This window comes from Paracoccus alkanivorans, from assembly GCF_003697785.1.
Taxonomy (GTDB): Bacteria; Pseudomonadota; Alphaproteobacteria; order Rhodobacterales; family Rhodobacteraceae; genus Paracoccus; species Paracoccus alkanivorans.
In genome coordinates, this window is sequence record NZ_QOKZ01000010.1 from 62,715 (window position 1) to 81,817 (window position 19,103).

Annotated in this window: 18 protein-coding genes and 1 riboswitch; of the genes, 8 read left to right on the forward strand and 10 right to left on the reverse strand. The window is 62.5% G+C overall.

The genetic code is table 11. The annotated features are described in order from the left end of the window. The first annotated feature begins 7 nt into the window (after positions 1-7). From C9E81_RS19360 to queE, 7 genes are all read left to right on the forward strand, one after another. Positions 8-1,327 (forward strand): TRAP transporter large permease, encoded by a 1,320-nt coding sequence (locus C9E81_RS19360; RefSeq protein WP_122114007.1) that lies wholly within the window; start codon positions 8-10, stop codon positions 1,325-1,327. Positions 1,328-1,349: 22 nt separating this feature from the next. Continuing rightward, on the forward strand, positions 1,350-2,663 hold the full coding sequence (gene hisD / locus C9E81_RS19365) for a histidinol dehydrogenase (protein WP_122114008.1): 1,314 nt from the start codon (positions 1,350-1,352) through the stop codon (positions 2,661-2,663). After that, the gene (locus C9E81_RS19370) at positions 2,660-3,397 is read left to right on the forward strand and encodes an SDR family NAD(P)-dependent oxidoreductase (protein WP_122114009.1); all 738 of its coding nucleotides are present in this window, start codon (positions 2,660-2,662) and stop codon (positions 3,395-3,397) included. Before hisD ends, C9E81_RS19370 begins: the two co-directional genes overlap by 4 nt. After that, entirely contained in the window at positions 3,394-4,389 is a 996-nt protein-coding gene (locus C9E81_RS19375) for an alcohol dehydrogenase catalytic domain-containing protein (RefSeq protein ID WP_122114010.1), read from the forward strand. The genes C9E81_RS19370 and C9E81_RS19375 overlap by 4 nt, the downstream gene beginning before the upstream one ends. Positions 4,390-4,550: 161 nt before the next feature. Continuing rightward, positions 4,551-5,252: a 7-cyano-7-deazaguanine synthase QueC gene (gene queC / locus C9E81_RS19380; RefSeq protein WP_122114011.1), complete on the forward strand. Its 702-nt coding sequence runs from the start codon at positions 4,551-4,553 to the stop codon at positions 5,250-5,252. After that, positions 5,252-5,605: a 6-carboxytetrahydropterin synthase QueD gene (gene queD / locus C9E81_RS19385; protein ID WP_122114012.1), complete on the forward strand. Its 354-nt coding sequence runs from the start codon at positions 5,252-5,254 to the stop codon at positions 5,603-5,605. Before queC ends, queD begins: the two co-directional genes overlap by 1 nt. Next, the gene (gene queE, locus C9E81_RS19390) at positions 5,602-6,309 is read left to right on the forward strand and encodes a 7-carboxy-7-deazaguanine synthase QueE (protein WP_122114013.1); all 708 of its coding nucleotides are present in this window, start codon (positions 5,602-5,604) and stop codon (positions 6,307-6,309) included. The genes queD and queE overlap by 4 nt, the downstream gene beginning before the upstream one ends. Before the next feature lie 81 nt (positions 6,310-6,390). Here the strand turns inward: queE and cobF are convergent, their stop codons facing one another. The 4 genes from cobF to yghU form a co-directional block, all read right to left on the reverse strand. After that, entirely contained in the window at positions 6,391-7,149 is a 759-nt protein-coding gene (gene cobF / locus C9E81_RS19395; RefSeq protein ID WP_122114014.1) for a precorrin-6A synthase (deacetylating), read from the reverse strand. 49 nt (positions 7,150-7,198) lie between these two features. Further along, entirely contained in the window at positions 7,199-7,867 is a 669-nt protein-coding gene (locus C9E81_RS19400) for an energy-coupling factor ABC transporter permease (RefSeq protein ID WP_122114015.1), read from the reverse strand. 33 nt (positions 7,868-7,900) lie between these two features. Further along, a riboswitch (cobalamin riboswitch) is annotated at positions 7,901-8,129 on the reverse strand. Between the two features lie 19 nt (positions 8,130-8,148). Further along, entirely contained in the window at positions 8,149-9,495 is a 1,347-nt protein-coding gene (locus C9E81_RS19405) for a cobyrinic acid a,c-diamide synthase CobB (RefSeq protein WP_122114016.1), read from the reverse strand. Positions 9,496-9,652: 157 nt separating this feature from the next. Next, entirely contained in the window at positions 9,653-10,510 is an 858-nt protein-coding gene (yghU, locus tag C9E81_RS19410; protein ID WP_122114017.1) for a glutathione-dependent disulfide-bond oxidoreductase, read from the reverse strand. A 289-nt stretch (positions 10,511-10,799) separates the two neighbouring features. Here yghU and C9E81_RS19415 point away from each other — a divergent pair, with 289 nt between their 5' ends. Continuing rightward, positions 10,800-12,956, forward strand: a complete 2,157-nt coding sequence (locus tag C9E81_RS19415; protein WP_122114018.1) for a malate synthase G — start codon at positions 10,800-10,802, stop codon at positions 12,954-12,956. Between the two features lie 272 nt (positions 12,957-13,228). On the opposite strand, the gene C9E81_RS19420 is transcribed toward C9E81_RS19415, so the two are convergent. From C9E81_RS19420 to C9E81_RS19445, 6 genes are all read right to left on the reverse strand, one after another. Beyond that, positions 13,229-13,963 (reverse strand): amino acid ABC transporter ATP-binding protein, encoded by a 735-nt coding sequence (locus C9E81_RS19420; protein WP_122114019.1) that lies wholly within the window; start codon positions 13,961-13,963, stop codon positions 13,229-13,231. Between the two features lie 51 nt (positions 13,964-14,014). After that, positions 14,015-14,812 carry a transporter substrate-binding domain-containing protein gene (locus tag C9E81_RS19425; protein WP_122114020.1) on the reverse strand — a complete coding sequence of 266 codons (798 nt, stop codon included), beginning with the start codon at positions 14,810-14,812 and terminating at the stop codon, positions 14,015-14,017. A gap of 21 nt (positions 14,813-14,833) precedes the next feature. After that, positions 14,834-15,490 (reverse strand): amino acid ABC transporter permease, encoded by a 657-nt coding sequence (locus tag C9E81_RS19430; protein WP_122114021.1) that lies wholly within the window; start codon positions 15,488-15,490, stop codon positions 14,834-14,836. A 1-nt stretch (position 15,491) separates the two neighbouring features. After that, a complete protein-coding gene (locus tag C9E81_RS19435) occupies positions 15,492-16,160 on the reverse strand; it encodes an amino acid ABC transporter permease (protein WP_122114022.1) in 669 nt (222 codons plus the stop codon). Positions 16,161-16,227: 67 nt separating this feature from the next. Next, positions 16,228-17,241 (reverse strand): LacI family DNA-binding transcriptional regulator, encoded by a 1,014-nt coding sequence (locus tag C9E81_RS19440; protein WP_122114023.1) that lies wholly within the window; start codon positions 17,239-17,241, stop codon positions 16,228-16,230. 256 nt (positions 17,242-17,497) lie between these two features. After that, complete coding sequence (locus tag C9E81_RS19445) at positions 17,498-18,931, reverse strand: NAD-dependent succinate-semialdehyde dehydrogenase (protein WP_122114024.1); 1,434 nt, start codon at positions 18,929-18,931, stop codon at positions 17,498-17,500. Between the last annotated feature and the right edge of the window lie 172 nt (positions 18,932-19,103).

Here is a 19,103-nt window from a genome sequence, read left to right on the forward strand (position 1 = left end):
TCCCGGGATGCTTTGGCAACATATGGAACAGGGTGCGGTCGCACTGGACTGGACCTTTTATCTCCCGATGGCGGTTTTCGTCATCCTGGTGGCGCTGGCGGTTCCGGTCTGGGTGGCGATCGGCGCAGCATCAGTGCTGCTCTTGCTGGCCTCAGGGGTTCTGCCACTATCGCTGGTGGGTGAGGGGCTTTTCTCGGGCATCGATCACTTTGCGTTGACTGCAATCCCGCTGTTCATCCTTACCGGTGACGTGCTGGTCAGGACGGGCCTCAGCCGCAAGTTCCTGGACGTGGCCGAGGCATTGACCAACTGGACGCGGGGCGGTTTCGGCTCTGCCACGGTTCTGGTCTGCGGAATGTTTTCGGCGATTTCGGGCTCTGACGCCGCGGGTGCCGCGGCAGTGGGGCGCATGACGATCGCCCGTCTCGTGGAAAGCGGTTATCCCCGGCCCTATGCCTGTGCGCTGGTGGCGGCGGGGGCCTGCACAGGGATCCTGATCCCGCCCTCGATCGCCTATATCGTCATCGGGCTCGTCCTGGGCATTTCGGCTTCAACATTGTTCCAGGCGGCACTGATCCCCGGACTGATCATTCTGCTCTCGATCCTGTTGACCAACACCATTATCAACCGGCGCTACGCCTATGAACAGGGAGCCGCACTGAGTTTTGACGAGTGGCTTGCCAATCTGGGCCGCGCACTGGCGAATGGCTGGTATGCCTTCATCGTGCCGGGTGCGATCTTCTGGGGTATCTTCAGCGGGCAACTGACCCCGACCGAGGCGGGCGCGACCGCCGTGACGATCACCGTCATCCTGGGCTTCGTCATGGGGACGCTGCGCCTGTCCGACTTCCCTTCGATGATGGTCAGTTCGGCAAAGGTGAATGGCGTCATCGTGCCGATCATTGCCATGTCCCTGCCGCTGGCGCAGGCGCTGTCTGCAATGGGGGTGCCGCAGGGTTTCGTCTATACCATGACCAGTTTCAGCAATGAGCCCTGGATTCTGATCCTCTCGATGATCCTGATCCTGATCGCCGCCGGCTGCGTGATGGAGACGACGCCGAATATCGTGATCCTCGCGCCGTTGCTGAAGCCCCTGGCCGACAATATCGGCATGAACGATATCCAGTTCTGCGTGATGATGATCACCGCCCTGGGTGTCGGCTTCATAACGCCGCCGCTTGGCCTGAACCTGTTCGTCGTCAGCGGGCTGACCGGCGAGTCCGTCCTGAAGATATCTGTCCGCGCGATCCCTTTTGTCCTGTTCATGCTGATCGTCGTTCTGCTGATCGCCTATGTGCCGGCGGTATCCACGATGCTGCAATCCTGAAACCCGAAGTGAGAAGGCAATCATGTCCGTAACCTATTTGAAAAAGGCTGCCCGCGTTTCAACGGCGGATGCGGGGGAAACCCAAAAGATCGTCCAGAACATATTGTCGGAGATCGAAACGGGTGGCGAGGATGCCGCGCTTGCCTATGCGGCGAAATTCGATCGCTACGAGGGCAATATCGTCCTGACGCGCGACGAGATCGATGCGGCTGCCTCCCGGCTCAGCCAGCGATTGAAGGACGACATACGCTTTGCCCATGACAATGTGCGCCGCTTTGCCGAGGCTCAGAAGGAAACCATCCGGGATTTCCAGACCGAGATCCAGCCGGGGCTCGTCCTTGGCCAGAAGGCGATCCCCTGTCAGGCTGCCGGATGCTATGCCCCGGGCGGCCGTTACAGCCATGTCGCGTCCGCGCTGATGACGGTCACGACGGCGAAAGTTGCCGGCTGCGGCCATATCGCGGTCTGCTCGCCGCCGCGCCCCGGTGCCGGGTTGAATCCGGCAATCGTCTATACTGCGGATCTTTGCGGGGCCGATCAGATCCTTGCACTCGGGGGAGTGCAGGGCATCGCGGCGATGGCCTTCGGACTGTTCGGCCTGCCAAAGGCGGATATCCTGGTGGGGCCCGGCAACCAGTTCGTCGCCGAAGCCAAGCGTCTGCTTTTCGGACGGGTGGGTATCGACATGTTCGCGGGTCCGACCGACAGCATGATTCTGGCTGACGCCACGGCCGATCCCGAGATCGTTGCCTGGGATCTGGTTGGACAGGCCGAGCATGGCTACAACTCGCCCGTCTGGCTGGTCACCGATCACAGGCCGCTGGCCGAAAAGGTCATGTCCCGCGTTCCGGAACTGATCGCGACCCTGCCCGAGGTGAATGCCAGCAATGCCGCCGACGCCTGGCGCGACTATGCCGAGATCATCCTGTGCGACAGCCGGGAAGAGATCGCCGCCACTGCCGACCGCTACGCGCCCGAGCATCTGACGGTCCAGGCCGGGGAACTGGACTGGTGGCTGGACCGGCTTGCCTGCTATGGCAGTCTTTTCCTGGGCGAGGAAACGACGGTTGCCTTCGGTGACAAGGCGTCGGGCACCAACCATGTTTTGCCGACCTCCGGCGCCGCGCGCTATACCGGCGGCCTGTCGGTGCATAAATACATGAAGCTGGTGACGTGGCAGCGTGCAACGCGTGAAGGCGCGAAGCCGATCGCGGAGGCGACTGCCCGTATCTCGCGGCTCGAGGGTATGGAGGGGCATGCGCGGACCGCCGATATCAGGCTTGCCAAGTATTTCCCCACCGAAACCTTCCAACTGGATGCCGAGGTTCCGGCATGATCCCCAGCCTTGGTGCCGAAGGGCGTGTCGCCTGTGTGACCGGGGCCAGTTCGGGTCTTGGCAAGGCTGTAGCACAGGCATTGTCGGAGGGAGGGGCAAAGATCGTTTCGGTGTCCCGCCGTCAACCCGATTGGTGCGATGGAGCTTCGGCGGTTGCCGTCAACGCGGATCTGTCGGATCTGCAAGCCATCCCAGACATCGCCGCCATGGTCGCGGAACCGTTCGGCCCGCCCGATATCCTCGTAAACGCTGCGGGTATCAATACGCGTCAGCCCGCCGACCAGGTGACGCTGGACGGATGGCTGACGACGCTGGATCTGAATCTGTCCGTGCCGTTCTTTCTGGCGCAGGCCCTGGTCCCTGCCATGCGCGAAAAGGGTTGGGGACGGATCGTGAATTTCGCGTCGCTGCAAAGCCAGCGGGCTTTCCCGGGCGGCATCGCCTATGGTGCGTCGAAAGGGGGCATCGTCCAGCTGACACGAGCGATGGCCGAGGCCTGGTCGCACGACGGTATCATGGTGAACGCGCTCGCTCCCGGCTTCTTTCCGACCGAACTGACCGGACCTGTCTTCAGCGACCCGGAACTCTCGGCCCGGAATGCGGCACAAACCTGCATCGGCCGCAACGGCCGGATGCAGGATATCATCGGCCCCGCATTGTTTCTTTGCTCCGCCGCATCGGACTATGTGACCGGGCAGACGCTTTATGTGGACGGGGGGTTCACGGCGAAATGAAGGCGCTTGTTTATACCGGTGATCGTCAGATCGAGCTTCGCGATGTTCCGGAGCCCCGGCCCGGTCAGGGCGACGCCTTGCTGCGTGTCGAGGCGGTAGGGATCTGCGGCTCTGACATGCATGCCTGGGCCGGGCATGACGAGCGCCGCCCTCCGCCGCTGATCCTTGGGCACGAAGCCGCCGGAACGGTATTGCAGGGGCCGATGGCGGGGCAACGGGTCACGGTGAATCCGCTTGTCACCTGCGGGATCTGTCGCTTTTGTCTCTCGGGCAGGGATAATCTCTGTGCGACGCGCCAGATCATCTCGATGCCGCCGCGCGAAGGGGCCTTTGCCGAATTGCTTGCCATTCCCGCACGCAATCTGGTTCCGATACCTGATCATGTCAGCATCAATATCTCTTCGCTGGCCGAGCCGCTGGCTTGTGGCTGGCATGCGGTGCGTCTGGCACGGCAAGCTCTGGATCAACCAATCGAAACCGCCCGCTGCCTGGTGTTTGGGGGCGGGGCGATAGGGCTGGGGGCGGCGCTGGTCTTGCGGTCGCTTGGCGTATCCGAGATCTGGCTGGCCGAGCCTTCCGCGGCCCGCCGTGCCATCGTGGCAATGCGGGATCGGGTCCGGTGCTTCGATCCCCGGGCAGGGGGCGGACCTGACGATGTGGATCTCGTCGTGGACGGGGTGGGTCTGGGTGCGACACGGGCTGCCGGAAGTGCGGCCCTGCGTCCCGGGGGCGTGTTCATGCATATCGGCCTTGGCGATGCGGAACCGGGTCTGGATATCCGGCGCGCAACACTCCAGGAACTGACCTTCATCGGCACCTATACCTATACGGCACAGGATTTTCGTGACACGGCCGATGCGATTTTCGAGGGCAGGCTTGGAGCGCTGGACTGGGCCGAGGCAGTCCCCATGTCAAAGGCGTCACAGGTATTCCAGCGGATCGCAGCGGGTGAGATCGCCACACCCAAGGTCACGCTTATGCCCGCCGGGTAGGGTCGGCCAGATATCGTCGGACTGACCGGCGATGGCACGCGCTTGTCTGTTCCGGCGTCCTATCCGGATGTCGGACCTTCTCTTGCCTTTTCGTCGCTTAGGCCCTATCCCGTGCTCTACCGGTCGCAGCCTACCCGGTCAACAAAACAAGGACTGAGAAAATGAGAACCTCCGTTGTCTGCTCCGGCGGGCTCGATTCCGTTTCGCTTGCCCATGTGATGGCAGACGAAAATCGTCTTACCCGCCTCGTATCCTTCGACTATGGCCAAAGGCACCGGAAGGAGCTGGACTGCGCAGCCGCATGCGCCGTCAGGTTGCAGGTCCCGCATCATGTCGTCGATCTGCGCTCTGTCGGTGCTGCGCTCACGGGATCGGCGCTGACCGATGACGTGGATGTTCCGGACGGACATTATGCCGAAGAAACCATGAAGACGACGATCGTGCCCAACCGCAACGCGATCATGCTGACGATCGCCTTCGGTCTTGCCGCCGCGCAAGGGGACGATGCCGTCGCCGCGGCCATACATTCCGGCGATCACTTTATCTATCCGGATTGCCGCCCCGCATTTGCCAAGGCCTTTGACGCCATGCAGCGTGCGGCTCTGGATGGTTATGCCGATATCGTACTCGACACACCTTTCGTGCATTCTTCGAAGGCCGAGATCGTGACGCAGGGCGCGCGCGTCGCCACCCCGTTTGCCGAGACATGGTCCTGCTACAAGGGAGGCAAGATGCATTGCGGCCGTTGCGGAACCTGCGTCGAGCGCCGTGAGGCTTTTCATCTGGCCGGGATCACCGATCCGACGGATTATTCGGATCCCGATTTCTGGCGCGAAGCGGTTGCAGCCAGGGAGACAGCCTGATGTTCCGCATCACCAAAGAGTTTCATTTCTCGGCCTCTCATCAGCTCGACCATCTTCCCGCAGATCATCAATGCGCAAGACTGCATGGCCATAATTACCGGGTGGTCGTCGAACTTGCTGCCGACAGGCTGGATAAGAATGGTTTCGTGCGCGATTACCACGAGTTGAAGCCGCTCAAGACCTATATCGATGACAGCTTCGATCACCGTCATCTGAACGAGGTCCTGTCCGGGCCATCCACCGCCGAGAACATTGCACGGCATTTCTATGACTGGTGCAAGGCGCGCTGGCCGGAAACCTCTGCGGTGAAAGTATCCGAGACTTCGAAAACCTGGGCCGAGTATCGTCCATGACATTGCGCATCGCGGAAATCTTCGGGCCGACCATCCAGGGCGAAGGTGTCCTGATCGGAGAACCAACGGTATTCATCCGCGCCGGAGGTTGCGACTACCGCTGTCTCTGGTGCGACAGTCCGCATGCCGTCGATAGCGCATTTCGCCACGAATGGAGGGTAATGACGCCCGCAGCCATCTGGGCCGAGGTGCGGCGCCTGTCGGGCGGGCGTCCCCTGACCGTATCGATTTCCGGAGGCAACCCGGCGATCCAGGATTTCGCGCCGGTCATCGCTCTTGGCAAGGCCGAAGGCTATCGTTTCGCCTGCGAGACCCAGGGTTCTGTCGCCAGGCCGTGGTTTGCCGATCTCGATACGCTGGTATTGAGCCCCAAGCCGCCCTCCAGCGGGCAGGACGTGGATTGGAGAAGTTTCGACGCCTGTCTTGCTTCTACCGAAGGAGGGCCGCAAACCGTCATGAAGATCGTGATCTTCGACGATACCGATTTCGCATGGGCGCGGTCGGTCAGTGAACATTATCCACGGTTGCCGCTTTTCTTGCAGCCCGGCAATCCGGAGGTTGATCCGGAAGTGCCAGTGGATTTGCGGGCTGCTGCCTCTCGTTTGGAGTGGCTCATAGACAAGGTGACGGGGGCGGGCTGGTTCAGGCCGCGGGTCCTGCCGCAGCTTCATGTGCTGGTCTGGGGAAACAAGCGTGGCGTATGAGATCTGGGCAGCAGGATTCGCCCTTGTCCGGCCTCGCCTTGCGCCTTGAAACCCGCGGGTTTTGGGGACGAACAGGCCGGTTCAGGCAGGATCGCGGCGCAGCAGGTAGATATCCATGATCCATCCATGAGCTGCGCGTGCCTTGGCGCGGGCTGCGATGATGCGAGGGCCGGCCTCGGTCAGCGGGCCATGGTCGAGAATCTGCTCGGCCATGCCGATATAGGCACCCCACCAGATGCTCAGCCCTTCGGGCGGCAGCGCCTGAAACGAGCATTCTCCGTCCAGCATTACTGTCACCGTATCGACCCCCTCCGGCCAGCCATGATCGCGCAGGCGCCGCCCGGTGGTGATCTGTACCGGTGCACCGATCCGGTTCAGGGGGATGGTGTGGGCAGCACAAAGAGCCTGGATCGCGGTGATGCCGGGGATGACATGGCGACTGACCGGCAGTTCCCGGGCCAGCCGGTCGGCGATGCGCAAGGTGCTGTCGTAAAGCGAAGGATCCCCCCAGACCAGCAATGCGACCTTGCCGGAGAGGGCGGGCAGATGGCAGCGGATCTCGGTCTGCCAGGCATGGGCGATGGCGTCATGCCAGTGCTCGACACTATCGAGATAGTCGGGATCGGCACTGTTCCGGCGGGGCAGGGCGAACTCGGCGATCCGGGCCGATGGCCCCAGATACCGGCCGCAAATCGCACGACGCAGCCCGGCCAGATCGTCCTTTTCTGCACCTTTCAGCGGAATCAGGACCAGATCGGCCTCTTGTATTGCGGCGATGGCCTGCAATGTCAGGTGGTCGGGATTGCCGGTTCCGATCCCGATCAGGGTCAATTCGATCATCAGGGCTCCCTGAGCAGATGCGGGCGGTCAGCCGCCCGCACCTGATAAGTCAGGCAAACAGCCGGGGCGTCACAAGGGCGGAGCCGCGCAGGCCCCGCAGCGATTTCGCACCTGCCAGCACCGCCAGGTCGACCAGCGGCTCTATCAGCACGACCAGCATATAGGCCGCGCCGAATGTGGCGATGCCACGGATGCCGCCCGCAAGACCCTGGCCGTAGATCGCCCAGAACGCGACCCATGCCACGATTCCACCCTGATACGCCATGGAGAGCGCCAGGGCCTGTCCGTAGCGCAGATCGACATAACCCGTTCCCGGCGCGACGATCCGCGTCGCCAGCGCCTGCAGCGCGAAAAGCGGCACCAGCAGGGTGGTGATATTCATCCCGTATTGCGGCAGGTCGAAGGGCGCGAAGAACATTCCCTGCAGCAGCAGCCCCAAGGCCAGCCCGATCGCGGCGGGGGCCGCCCCGAACAGCAGGAACAATGTCGAGCCGAGGATGAAATGCACTTCAGAGACTCCGACGGGGAAATGCGGCAGGATCTCGAAGAAGGTAAATACAGCGGCGGTCGTCAGCGCGGCGCGCCCGGCCAGCGAGGGCAGGCCGCGTTCGCGTAGCGCTTCCCAAACCAGCTTCAGCGTATAGCCGCCCGCGGCGGCGGCAGTGGCATAGCTCAGCGCGATTTTCGCGCCGGTGACGATTCCGGGTTCGATATGCATGTCAGTCTCCTTGTGCCGTCACACCCGACGGCGTTGGCGTTATGCCTGATGGCCGGTCTCCTGGCTCGCGGATCGTCGCGCGGCTTCGGCCTTCCCAGCCCGCGTTTGGGGGCCAGTGGCACGGATGAAGCGCGCTCTCCGCATACAGTCGCGGGGGCGGCTGAGGCTTGGGGCGCGGCGGGATGCCTTGCCCTTCCCCATTCCCGATGAAGCCCGACGCATCATTGCGTCTTTGCGGGCACCGATCAGGGGTTCAGCTAAAGATGATCGTGGCAGCCGGGTCAAGCATTCTGTGCCCGTGCGATAAGGTGGAAAAAGCTTCCACTGACCTGTCCACCGCTTTCCATGGCCCGGAAGGACCCGGTTTCGGGAATCGTGTCTCCATTCGCATCGCTGACGCGGGCCAGCGGCGCATCGGGCTGTGACAGGATGGTGGCATAGTGGAATTCGTGCCCACGCATCGCTTCGCCCGGAGCGAGGCCGGCCAGCGGGGCGATCAGCCGCGCGAGCCGATAACCCAGATGCATGCGCCGTTTATGAAAGCTGGTCTCCAGCCCCAGAAGGCCGGCCATCCGGTGGCGCTGTCCTTGCACGTCTACCAGCCCGGCACCCAGGGCCATGTAACCGCCGCATTCGCCATGCACGGGGCGCGTCCGGGCAAAACGGGTCAGTTTTTCGCGAAAGAACCCTGCCGCGGCGAGGCGGCCTGCATGAAGTTCCGGATATCCCCCAGGCAGCCAGCACGCATCGGCGCTTTCATCCGGGGCCTCGTCGGCCAGGGGCGAGAAAGGTAGGATCGTTGCCCCCTGCCTCCGCCATTCCGCGAGCAGATGTGGATAAATGAAAGAAAAACCCGCATCGCGGGCCAGCGCGATCCGCCCGCCCGGGGGTGGCGCTGGACGGTGCGGCATGGTTTCGGACTGGCTGTGCGAGGCGGCTGCGGCAATGATGGCGTCCAGGTCGCAATGGGCAACGATGAAGGCGCCCGCATTGTGCAGGATGCTGTCCAGCCCGGCGGTTTCCTCGGCCTGCACCAGCCCAAGGTGCCGCTCTGGCAGTTCGATATTCCCTTGCCGGGGCAGGGCGCCCAGAACCGCGATTCCGGCCTCGGCCATTCCCTTCCGGATCAGCGCTTCGTGACGGGGAGAGGCGACGCGGTTCAGCACCACCCCGGCGAAAGGCATATCCGGACGGAGCGTGGCGAAACCCTTGGCCATGGCCGCCGCCGATTGCGCCTGCCCCGAGACATCGAGGATCAACAGAACAGGCCAGCCCATCAGCGCAGCGATCTCGGCGCTGGAGCCGATACCGGTTTCGCCGGGTTTCGCCACCCCGTCGAACAGGCCCATCGAGCCCTCGGCCAGTATCAGGTCTGCGTCCCGTCCGGCGGCGGCATGAGCGGCAAGCTGGCCCGGACTCATGGCCCATGTGTCCAGGTTGAACGACGCCCTGTTCGAAGCAGCGAGATGAAAGGCGGGATCGATATAATCGGGGCCGCTTTTGAAAGGCTGGACTGACAGGCCGCGCGCGCGTAACGCCGTCAGCAACCCCAGCATAAGCACCGTCTTGCCGGTCCCGGAGGAAGGGGCGGAGATGAGCAGGCCTGGGGGTGCCGTGCTATTGGACATCCTGCACATCACCTGTAACGCTTTGTAGGATCATGCCGTTGTATTCCAGGCATTTATGCAAAGAAGAAGATCGCTCGTTCTTCTTCTTTGTCCAAATACCTCGGGGAGTCGCGCGGCACGCGCGACGGGGCAGCGCCCCCGGCCAACGTAACACCCGTCAGCTCTTCTTTGGCAGCTTGTCGAAATCCGAGGCATCGTGGCGCTCGTCCATCTGCTCCCACGGTTCACCGTTCCTGCGGTTGACAATCCGGCCGCGCTGCACGGCGGGCCTTTCGGCGATCTCATCTGCCCAACGCCGCAAATGCTTGTATTCCGAGACGTTCAGAAACTCTCCCGCATCATACTGATTGCCGAAGACGAGATTTCCATACCACGGCCAGATCGCCATGTCGGCGATAGTGTATTCTTCGCCACCGATGAAGCGGCGCTCGGACAAGGCGCTGTCCAGAAGATGCATCTGCCGCTTGGTCTCCATGGTGAAACGGTCGATGGGATATTGCATCGGATAGGGCGCATAGGCGTAGAAATGCCCGAAGCCACCGCCCAGATAGGGGGCGGCCCCCTGCAGCCAGAACAGCCAGTTCATCGCTTCGGTCCGGGCGGCATGCTCGCGTGGCAGGAAGCGCCCGAATTTCTCGGCCAGATACAGCAGGATATGGCCGGATTCGAAAACGCGGACCGGTTGATCTCCGGAACGGTCCACCATTGCAGGGATCTTGGAGTTCGGATTGACGGCGACGAAACCCGAAGAGAACTGATCGCTGTCGCCGATGCTGATCAGCCAGGCGTCATATTCCGCGCCGCTCTCTCCGGCGGCAAGAAGTTCTTCCAGCATGATCGTGACCTTCTGCCCATTGGGCGTGGCCAGCGAATACAGCTGGAACGGATGCTTGCCTACCGGCAGGTCCCGGTCGAATTGCGCGCCAGAGGTGGGCCGGTTGATCCCCGCCCATTCGCCGCCATTTTCCGCATCCCAGGTCCAGACTCTGGGGGGCTGATATTGCGTATCGTTCATGATGTGATCTCCTGAGGGGACGCCCGAGACATAGCGGAACCCGTCGGGGCTGCGCAATTCGGAACTGAGGATATCGTGACGGGGAGGCGAAGGCGGTGTATTCCGCGCTCCTTTTTTCGATGCCCCGGAAAATTTTTCTCGAATCTCTTGGAAGTGATCGCGGCTTGGCTTAGCTCGGGTTTGAGTTTCGGTCTGCAACGGTATACCGGGACATCCGAGAAAATGCGGAAGCGCCGCATCGGCATGACCTTTGGGGCCGTGCCGGTAACCAGACAAAAGGTCCGAGAAGATGGAAGCCACATATATCCAGCGCCACGGTTTGGAAATCGACCGGGGTTTCGCCCGTTTCATCGACGAACAGGTCCTGCCGGGAACGGATATCGCTGCGGATCGCTTCTGGTCGGGTTACGCCGAACTGCTGGATGGCTTTGCCGCGGAAAACCGGACCCTGCTTGCCCGGCGTGACGAATTGCAGACGGCCATCGACGAATGGCACAAGGCTCGTGGTAACCAGCCTTGGGATGCGGCAGCCTATCGGGCCTTTCTGACCGAGATAGGCTATCTGGTGCCCCAGCCCGCACCATTCAGCGTCGAGAACGGTGCTGTCGACCCGGAGATCGCCAGTGTTGCCGGGCCGCAACTGGTCGTGCCGGTCAGTAATGCCCGCTTTGCCCTGAACGCAGCCAATGCGCGTTGGGGCTCGCTTTACGATGCGCTTTACGGGACCGATGTGATGGGGCCGCCCCTGGCAGGCGGCGGGATCGACCCGGCTCGCCGCGACGCCGTCGTGGCGCGGGCGGCGCAATTTCTGGGCGAGATATTCCCGCTGGCATCGGGCAGCCATTCCGGGGTTTCGGAGTATCGCGCCGATGCGGATGGGCTGGTTGCGATTATGGGCGGGGCAGAGGTCAGACTGGCCGATCCGTCGGCATTCATCGGTACGCGGCAGGAGGGCGGGGATACCGCATATGTGCTGCGGCATCACGGGCTGCATGTCGAACTGGTTATCAATCCCGATCATCCGATCGGGGCGGCCTCGGCTTCGGGCCTGCGCGATGTCGTGATCGAGGCTGCGCTGACCGCGATCCAGGATTGCGAGGACAGCGTTGCCGCCGTCGATGCCGAGGACAAGATCGGGGTTTACGGTAACTGGCTGGGGCTGATGAAGGGCGATCTGGCCGAGACATTCGAGAAGGGCGGCAAGAGCATGACCCGCCGTCTGGCCGGTGACCGCGAAGTGATGCGGCCGGATGGCGGCAGGATCATCCTGCCGGGACGCGCCTTGCTGCTGGTGCGCAATGTCGGCCTGCTGATGAGCACGGATGTGGTGCGACGGAATGGCGAGGACACACCCGAGGGACTGTTGGATGCGATGGTGACCGTCGCCTGTGCCCTGCATGACCTGAAGCGAGGGGAAGGCCCGCGCAACAGCCGTGCGGGCTCGATCTATGTCGTCAAGCCGAAGATGCATGGCCCGGATGAGGCGGCGTTCACCGACCGGGTCTTTGCCCATGTCGAGAAGGTCATGGGTCTGCCCGCCAATACCGTCAAGCTGGGCCTGATGGATGAAGAGCGGCGGACCTCGGCCAATCTGGCCGCCTGCATCCATGCGATCCGTAACCGGGTGGTTTTCATCAATACGGGCTTTCTTGACCGCACCGGGGACGAGATTCACACCTCGATGCAGGCAGGCGCCTTCGTCGGACGCGAGGGAATGCGGAATTCCGGCTGGCTGAAAGCCTATGAGGATGGCAATGTGCTGATCGGGCTGGCCTGCGGGATGCGTGGCAAGGGGCAGATCGGTAAGGGCATGTGGGCCAAGCCCGACGCCATGGCCGAAATGCTGGCGGCCAAGATCAACCATCCGATGGCGGGGGCGAATACTGCCTGGGTCCCCAGTCCGACCGCCGCGACCCTGCATGCGCTGCATTACCACAAGGTCGATGTGGCCGCGCGGCAGGAGGAACTGGCGGGTGAAACGATGCCCGATCCCGATCTGCTGCTGACCCCCGCGCTGATCGGCGACAAGCCAGTGTCGCGCGACGAGATCTTGCGCGAGGTCGATAACAGCTGTCAGGGTATCCTGGGCTATGTCGTGCGGTGGGTCGATCAGGGGATCGGCTGCTCCAAAGTGCCGGATATCGATGACGTGGCCTTGATGGAGGACCGCGCCACCTGCCGGATCAGTGCGCAATACATGGCGAACTGGCTGGAGCAGGGGCTGGTCAGCCACGATCAGGTCGAGGACGCGCTGCGCCGCATGGCCGCCAAGGTCGATGGACAGAATGCGGGCGATCCTACTTATATCCCGATGGCTCCGTCATTCGATGGCCTGGCATTCGCGGCAGCCCGCGACCTGATCTTTGACGGGGGGCGTCAGCCCTCGGGATATACCGAACCGGCGCTTCATGCCCGGCGCAAGGAGGCAAAGGCTCTGCGCGGCTGAGGCTTTGAACTTCCAGCGATGGAACGCTCCGAATGCGCCGTATGAAAGCGGAGCTTGCGGGGAAGGGGGGGTATGGGCGAGGTGATTGCCGGCCTTCCGGTTCGGTGGTTCTCGCCTTCGATGTCGTTTTCCGCGATCTCAGCCTCCCTGATGTTCAGGTAAGGGGAGGGTGATAACCGGGAACCGGCATCCCGGACATGACCGCATGAGGCAGGATCCTGCCGGGGCAGTCGATAGACGACGGGCGACAAGGCCCGGGATACGTGGGCGGGTTACGCGATCTGCCCGAGAAAATTCTGCAGGCGTTCGTTTTTCGGGGAACCAAAGAACGCTTCCGGTGCGTTTTCCTCGACGATCAGGCCCTTGTCCATGAAGATCACCCGATCGGCCACGGCGCGGGCGAATTCCATCTCATGCGTGACGCAGAGCATGGTCATCCCCTCGCGGGCAAGATCGATCATCGTGTCCAGCACTTCCTTGACCATCTCGGGATCGAGCGCCGAGGTCGGCTCGTCGAACAGCATGATACGGGGCTTCATGCACAGCGCGCGGGCAATGGCCACGCGTTGCTGCTGTCCGCCGGACAGTTGGGCGGGGTATTTGCCGGCCTGTTCGGGGATCTTCACCCGCTCCAGATAGCGCCGCGCGGTTTCCTCCGCCTCGGCGCGCGGGGTCTTGCGGGTCTTCATCGGGGCAAGCATGCAGTTTTCCAACACGGTCATATGCGGGAACAGGTTGAAACTCTGAAAGACCATGCCAACGTCCTGCCGCACCTTGGCGACATTGTCACCTCCGGCAGTCAGTTCGACGCCGTCCACGGTGATGGTGCCGGATTGGATCGGTTCAAGCTGGTTGATGGTGCGGATCAGCGTCGATTTTCCCGAGCCGGAGGGGCCGCAGATGACAATACGCTCGCCCCGTTCGACTGTCAGATCGATATCGACCAGCGCGTGAAAATCGCCGTAGAACTTGTTCACGGCGCGCATGATGATGGCGTGTTCGGTCATGATCCGTTTCCCTGAAAGGGCACCCGGCTGCAATGGGCCGGGTGCATTTGATCACTCGGCATTCTTCACGAAATCGGGCAGGGGTTCGCCCAGCCATTTCTCGTGGATTTCGTCGAGCGTGCCGTCGGTGCGGGCTTCACCGACGAAGCCGTTGATCTTTTCGAGCAGCGCATCCGAACCCGGAGCAACCGCGATGCCCTGCACCTGGCTGGACAGATCGAATTTCTTGTCGAAGCGATCGCCCGTCGCGCTGGCGATCTGCGACATGACCACGTTCGAGGCGCCGATGAGCTTGACCTGTCCCGACATCAATGCCTGCACGGCGCTCGCATCGTCGTCGAAACGGCGGATATCGGCGCCTTCCGGGGCAACTTCGGTGACGCCCGTGTCCTGTGTCGAGGCGCGCGCGACTGCGATCGACTGGCCATCAAGGCCACCTGCCTCCGTCACCTCCAGTGACGAGTCGCCATAGACCGCGATGCTGATGCCTGCATAGGGAGTCGAGAAGTCGACTTTCTGCGCCCGCTCCTCGGTGATACCGAGTGAGGCGACCAGCACATCGACCTGTCCCGACAACAGGTAGGGAATCCGGTTCGGTCCGGTCACCGGCACGATCTCGGGGGTTACGCCCAGATATTCGGCCAACGCCTTGCCGACATCGGCGTCATATCCGTCCGGCTTGCCGGCAGTGTCAAGAATGCCGAATGGCGGGAAATCCACCAGCATTCCGATCTTGACGGTGCCGGCGGACTCGATGGCCTCCAACTCGGCAGCCAGCGAGGCTCCGGCGAAGCCTGCGGCCAGAGCGCTGGCCGTAATGGCTGTGAAGATGCGGCGGTTCAGTTTCATGTTTCTCTCCTCCTTGGGGTTCTAACGGGTGATTGCGCGACGCATGCGCGCTTCCATATGCCGGGCCAGCAGGGATAACGGCCAGCACAGGATGAAATAGAGTATTGCGACCGTGCCAAAGACCAGGAACGGTTTGAAGGTCGCATTGTTGATGATCTGGCCCGCGCGGGTCAGCTCGGTAAAGCCGATGATCGAGGCAAGCGAAGTGCCCTTGATCAGCTGCACCAGAAAGCCGACGGTCGGCGCGGTGGCGACGCGCATCGCCTGCGGCAGGATCACGTGGCGCATCCGGTCCGGATAGGACAGTGACAGGGCGGTGGCGGCCTCGGTCTGGCCCGAGGGCACGGCCTCGATGGCGCCGCGCCAGATCTCTCCCAGATAGGCGCTGGCATGCAGGGTCAACGCGACCGCGGCGGCGAGCAGCGGATTGATCGGCAGGCCGACGACCGCAAGGCCGAAATAGACCAGGAAAAGCTGCATCAGTAACGGCGTTCCCTGGAAGATCTGGATGAACCCTGCCGCCATGCGGCGCAGCGCCTTGCTGTGCGAGGTTCGCGACAGCGCGATCAGCAACCCTCCCATGGCGCCGCCCAGGAACGCGATGGCAGACAGGATCAGCGTCCAGCGAACTGCGGAGACGATGAACAGAATATCGGCAGAGGAAAACTCGCGGATCATATCAGCGCCCCGCCGGATAGGTGAAGAAGGCCCGCCGGATGGCCGAGAACAGTGTCGAAAAGCCGAATGCCAGCAGGAAATACAGGATTGTCAGCACTAGGTAGATCTCGAAACTGGCAAAGGTCTGCGCGTTCAGATCGGCCCCGGCCGAGGCAAGGTCATTGGCCGATATGACCGAGACTACGCTGGAGGTCAGCATCAGGTAGATGAACTGGCTGGTCAGGGACGGATAGATGTTGCGCAGCGCGGGTTTTAGAATCACGTAACGGAAGATTTGCGCCGGGCTCAGGCCAAGCGCCCGGCCGGCCTCGATCTGCCCCTGCGGAATGGATTCGATGCCTGCGCGGATGATCTCGGTGCCGTAGGCGCCGACATTGATCACCAATGCTACCAGCGCGGCGACATTCGGGGACATGCTGATTCCCGCCGCCGGAAGGCCAAAGAAGATGAAGAAGATCTGCACGAGAAATGGCGTGTTGCGGATTACCTCGACATAGATATCGATCAGCCAGCGGAGAGGTCGGATGCCCGATGTCTTGGCCACCGCCCCCAGCACCGATACGACCAGCCCCAGAACCATTGCCATCAGTGACAGGCGCACCGTCAGCCATGCGCCGTAAAGCAGCAGGTCAAGATTGTCTAATACGGGCTGGAAGTTGAATTGATACATCTGCCCTCCCCTGCGGATGTCGCGATTCCATTAATTTAGAACGATCTAAATTGCGCAAAATGAAAAGTCAACCTGCGTGATACCCGCTGCTGTCGCGGATCATCAGGCTGGGCGCGATAATGGAGCGTTCGATCTCCACATCAGGCTGGAGGAGGCGGCGAGCCAGCAGCCGGGCGGCGGCGGCACCGATATTTTCGGGGATCATCGCGATACTGGTAAGGGGGGGATAGGTGAGTTCGGCCAATGGCAGGTCATCAAGGCCGACGACCGCGATATCGCGCCCGGGTTCATGCCCCGCGCGGCGCAGGCCCAGCATCAGCCCTGCGGCCAGAACATCGTTGAAGCAAAGCACCGCCGAAGGCGAACTGTCCAGTTCCAGCAATTGGCGCGCCGATCGGGCCGCCCCTTCCCAGCTCAATTCAGCCTCGACGATGCCGGCATCTTCTGCCCCGGTTTCGGCAATGGCACGGCTGAAGCCTTCCAGCCGCTCCGCACGGGCGGAGGTTCTGGCGGATACCGATAGAAAGGCGATCCGCCGATGTCCGCGTTCCACCAGGTGACGCATGGCAAGCCGAACGCCCCCGATATAATCGGCACCCGCGTAGTCCGTCACATTGCCGCCGACCTCGCGCAGGGATTGCACCAGCGGTAAACCCCATTGCCGCATCCGCAAGGGGAGTTCCGGATCGGTACCCTCTGCGGGGCAGAGAATCACGCCGTCGACACCGTGGCCACGGAATCGCTGGAGTATCAGGGTCTGGCGGGCAGGATCGTCATGACTGTTGGCCAACAGGACAACGCGATCGTCCTCGCCCATTACCCGTTCTATTCCCGACAGGAACTCGGTGAAGAAGGAATTGACGAGATTGGGCACGATCACTCCTATCGTGCGGCTGCTGTTATTGCGCAGCCGTGCCGCGCCGATATCGCGGACATAGTCCAGATCCGCCATCACCTGCTGGACCTTTTCACGCGTATGGTCGGCAACCAGCGGCGACTTGCGCACCACCAGTGAAACGGTGGCCCGCGATACTCCCGCGACACGCGCGACCTCTCCCAATGTCACCCTGCTTTTCTTCATTGCGGTTAGCGTATGCTCTCACCGGCATGTTATTAAATCGTTCTAAATGCCTCGCAGCGCTTCGTCAAAGGATTTGGTGCCTGCGGGTGGCGATGACCCATCGATATGCTGGATGCCAGTTATTGCATCGCTTTTGTTCGAGGTCCGCTGACATGTCCACGGCTTGCGCCGATCCATGAACCGGCATCGCAAACCGTAGAGGTTTCCGTGGTAGAAAAGGGCGCGGCAGTTCCGCGCCCCTCCGGAAAACCCGGCTTCAATCCAGCCGGGTGACGAAACGCGTATCCAGATAGGCCTCGATTGCGTCCGAGCCGCCTTCGGTCCCGATCCCCGAGTCACCGATCCCGCCGAAAGGCGTTTCCGGCAGGGCAAGGCCGACATGGTTCATGGTCAGCATGCCCGCCCGGATCTCCTGTTCCAGACGGTGCGCCGTCGCGGCAGAAGAGGTGAAGGCATAGGAGGCAAGGCCGTAGGGCAGGCGGTTCGCTTCGGCCAGCGCCGCGTCGGTCGTGTCGAAGCGGTTGATGACGGCGACCGGACCGAACGGTTCCTCGTTCATGATCTCGGCACTTGTCGGCACATCGGCCAGAACCGTCGGCTCGAAGAACCAGCCCTGGTTGCCGATGCGCTTGCCGCCGGTGGTCATGCGGGCGCCCTTGGATATCGCATCCTCGATCATCCGTTGCAGCGCAGGGATGCGGCGCTCGTTGGCCAGCGGCCCCATCTCCGTTTCGGGATCCGAGCCGGGACCGACCTTGATAGCCTTCGCGGCTTCGGTGAAGCCGTCGACGAAACGGTCGGCGACGCTCTCCTGAACAAGGAAGCGGGTGGGTGAGACGCAGACCTGACCCGCATTGCGGAACTTGGTTGCGGCCATGGTCGAGATCGCCTTGTCGATATCGGCATCTTCGAAGATCAGCACTGGGGCGTGGCCGCCCAGCTCCATCGTCGACTTCTTCATGTGAGCGCCGGCCAGCGACGCGAGCTGTTTGCCCACCGGAGTCGATCCGGTGAACGAGATCTTGCGGATCACCGGATGCGGAATGAGATAGCCCGAGATCTCGGCGGGATCGCCATAGACGAGGTTCACCACGCCATCCGGAACCCCCGCATCGGCGAAACAGCGGATGAGTTCCGCCGGAGACGCAGGGGTTTCCTCGGGCGCCTTGACGATGATCGAGCAGCCGGCAGCCAGCGCGGCGGACAGCTTGCGCACGACCTGGTTGATCGGGAAATTCCAGGGGGTGAAGGCGGCGACCGGGCCGACCGGCTGCTTGATGGTGATCTGGGTGACGCGGTTCTGACGGGCAGGGATCACCTGCCCATAGGTGCGGCGCGCCTCTTCCGCGAACCAGTCGATGGTATCCGCACCGCCAAGAACCTCGAGTTTCGATTGCCCAAGCGGCTTGCCCTGCTCGGCTGTCATCATCGCGGCGATTGCGTCGCTGCGCTCGCGCAGCAGTTCCGCGGCACGGCGCATCAGCTTGTAGCGATTGAAAGCGCCGGTGGCTGCCCAGCCCGGAAAAGCCTGCGCGGCCGCATCAAGGGCGGCATCGAGGTCGGGAATGCCGGCATGGGCGACGCGGCCGATCTCTTCTTCCGTGGCGGGGTTGATGACCGGAATGGTCCGGCCGTCCTGCGCCGCGCGCCATACGCCTCCGATGAATAGCTGGGTGTCGGGGTAGGTCATGTAATATCCTTTCGGGTCGGGAGGCAGGAAGCCGTTGCCGCCTGATCATTTCGTTCAGGTGATCCTGGGCATCGTGCCGTTGCGGCAATGTTCGCCTCGGACAACAGCTCGATGCCTGCTTCCGGAACTGCCTCTTGCTTGGTCGATACCGGCAACAGACGGATCACATTTG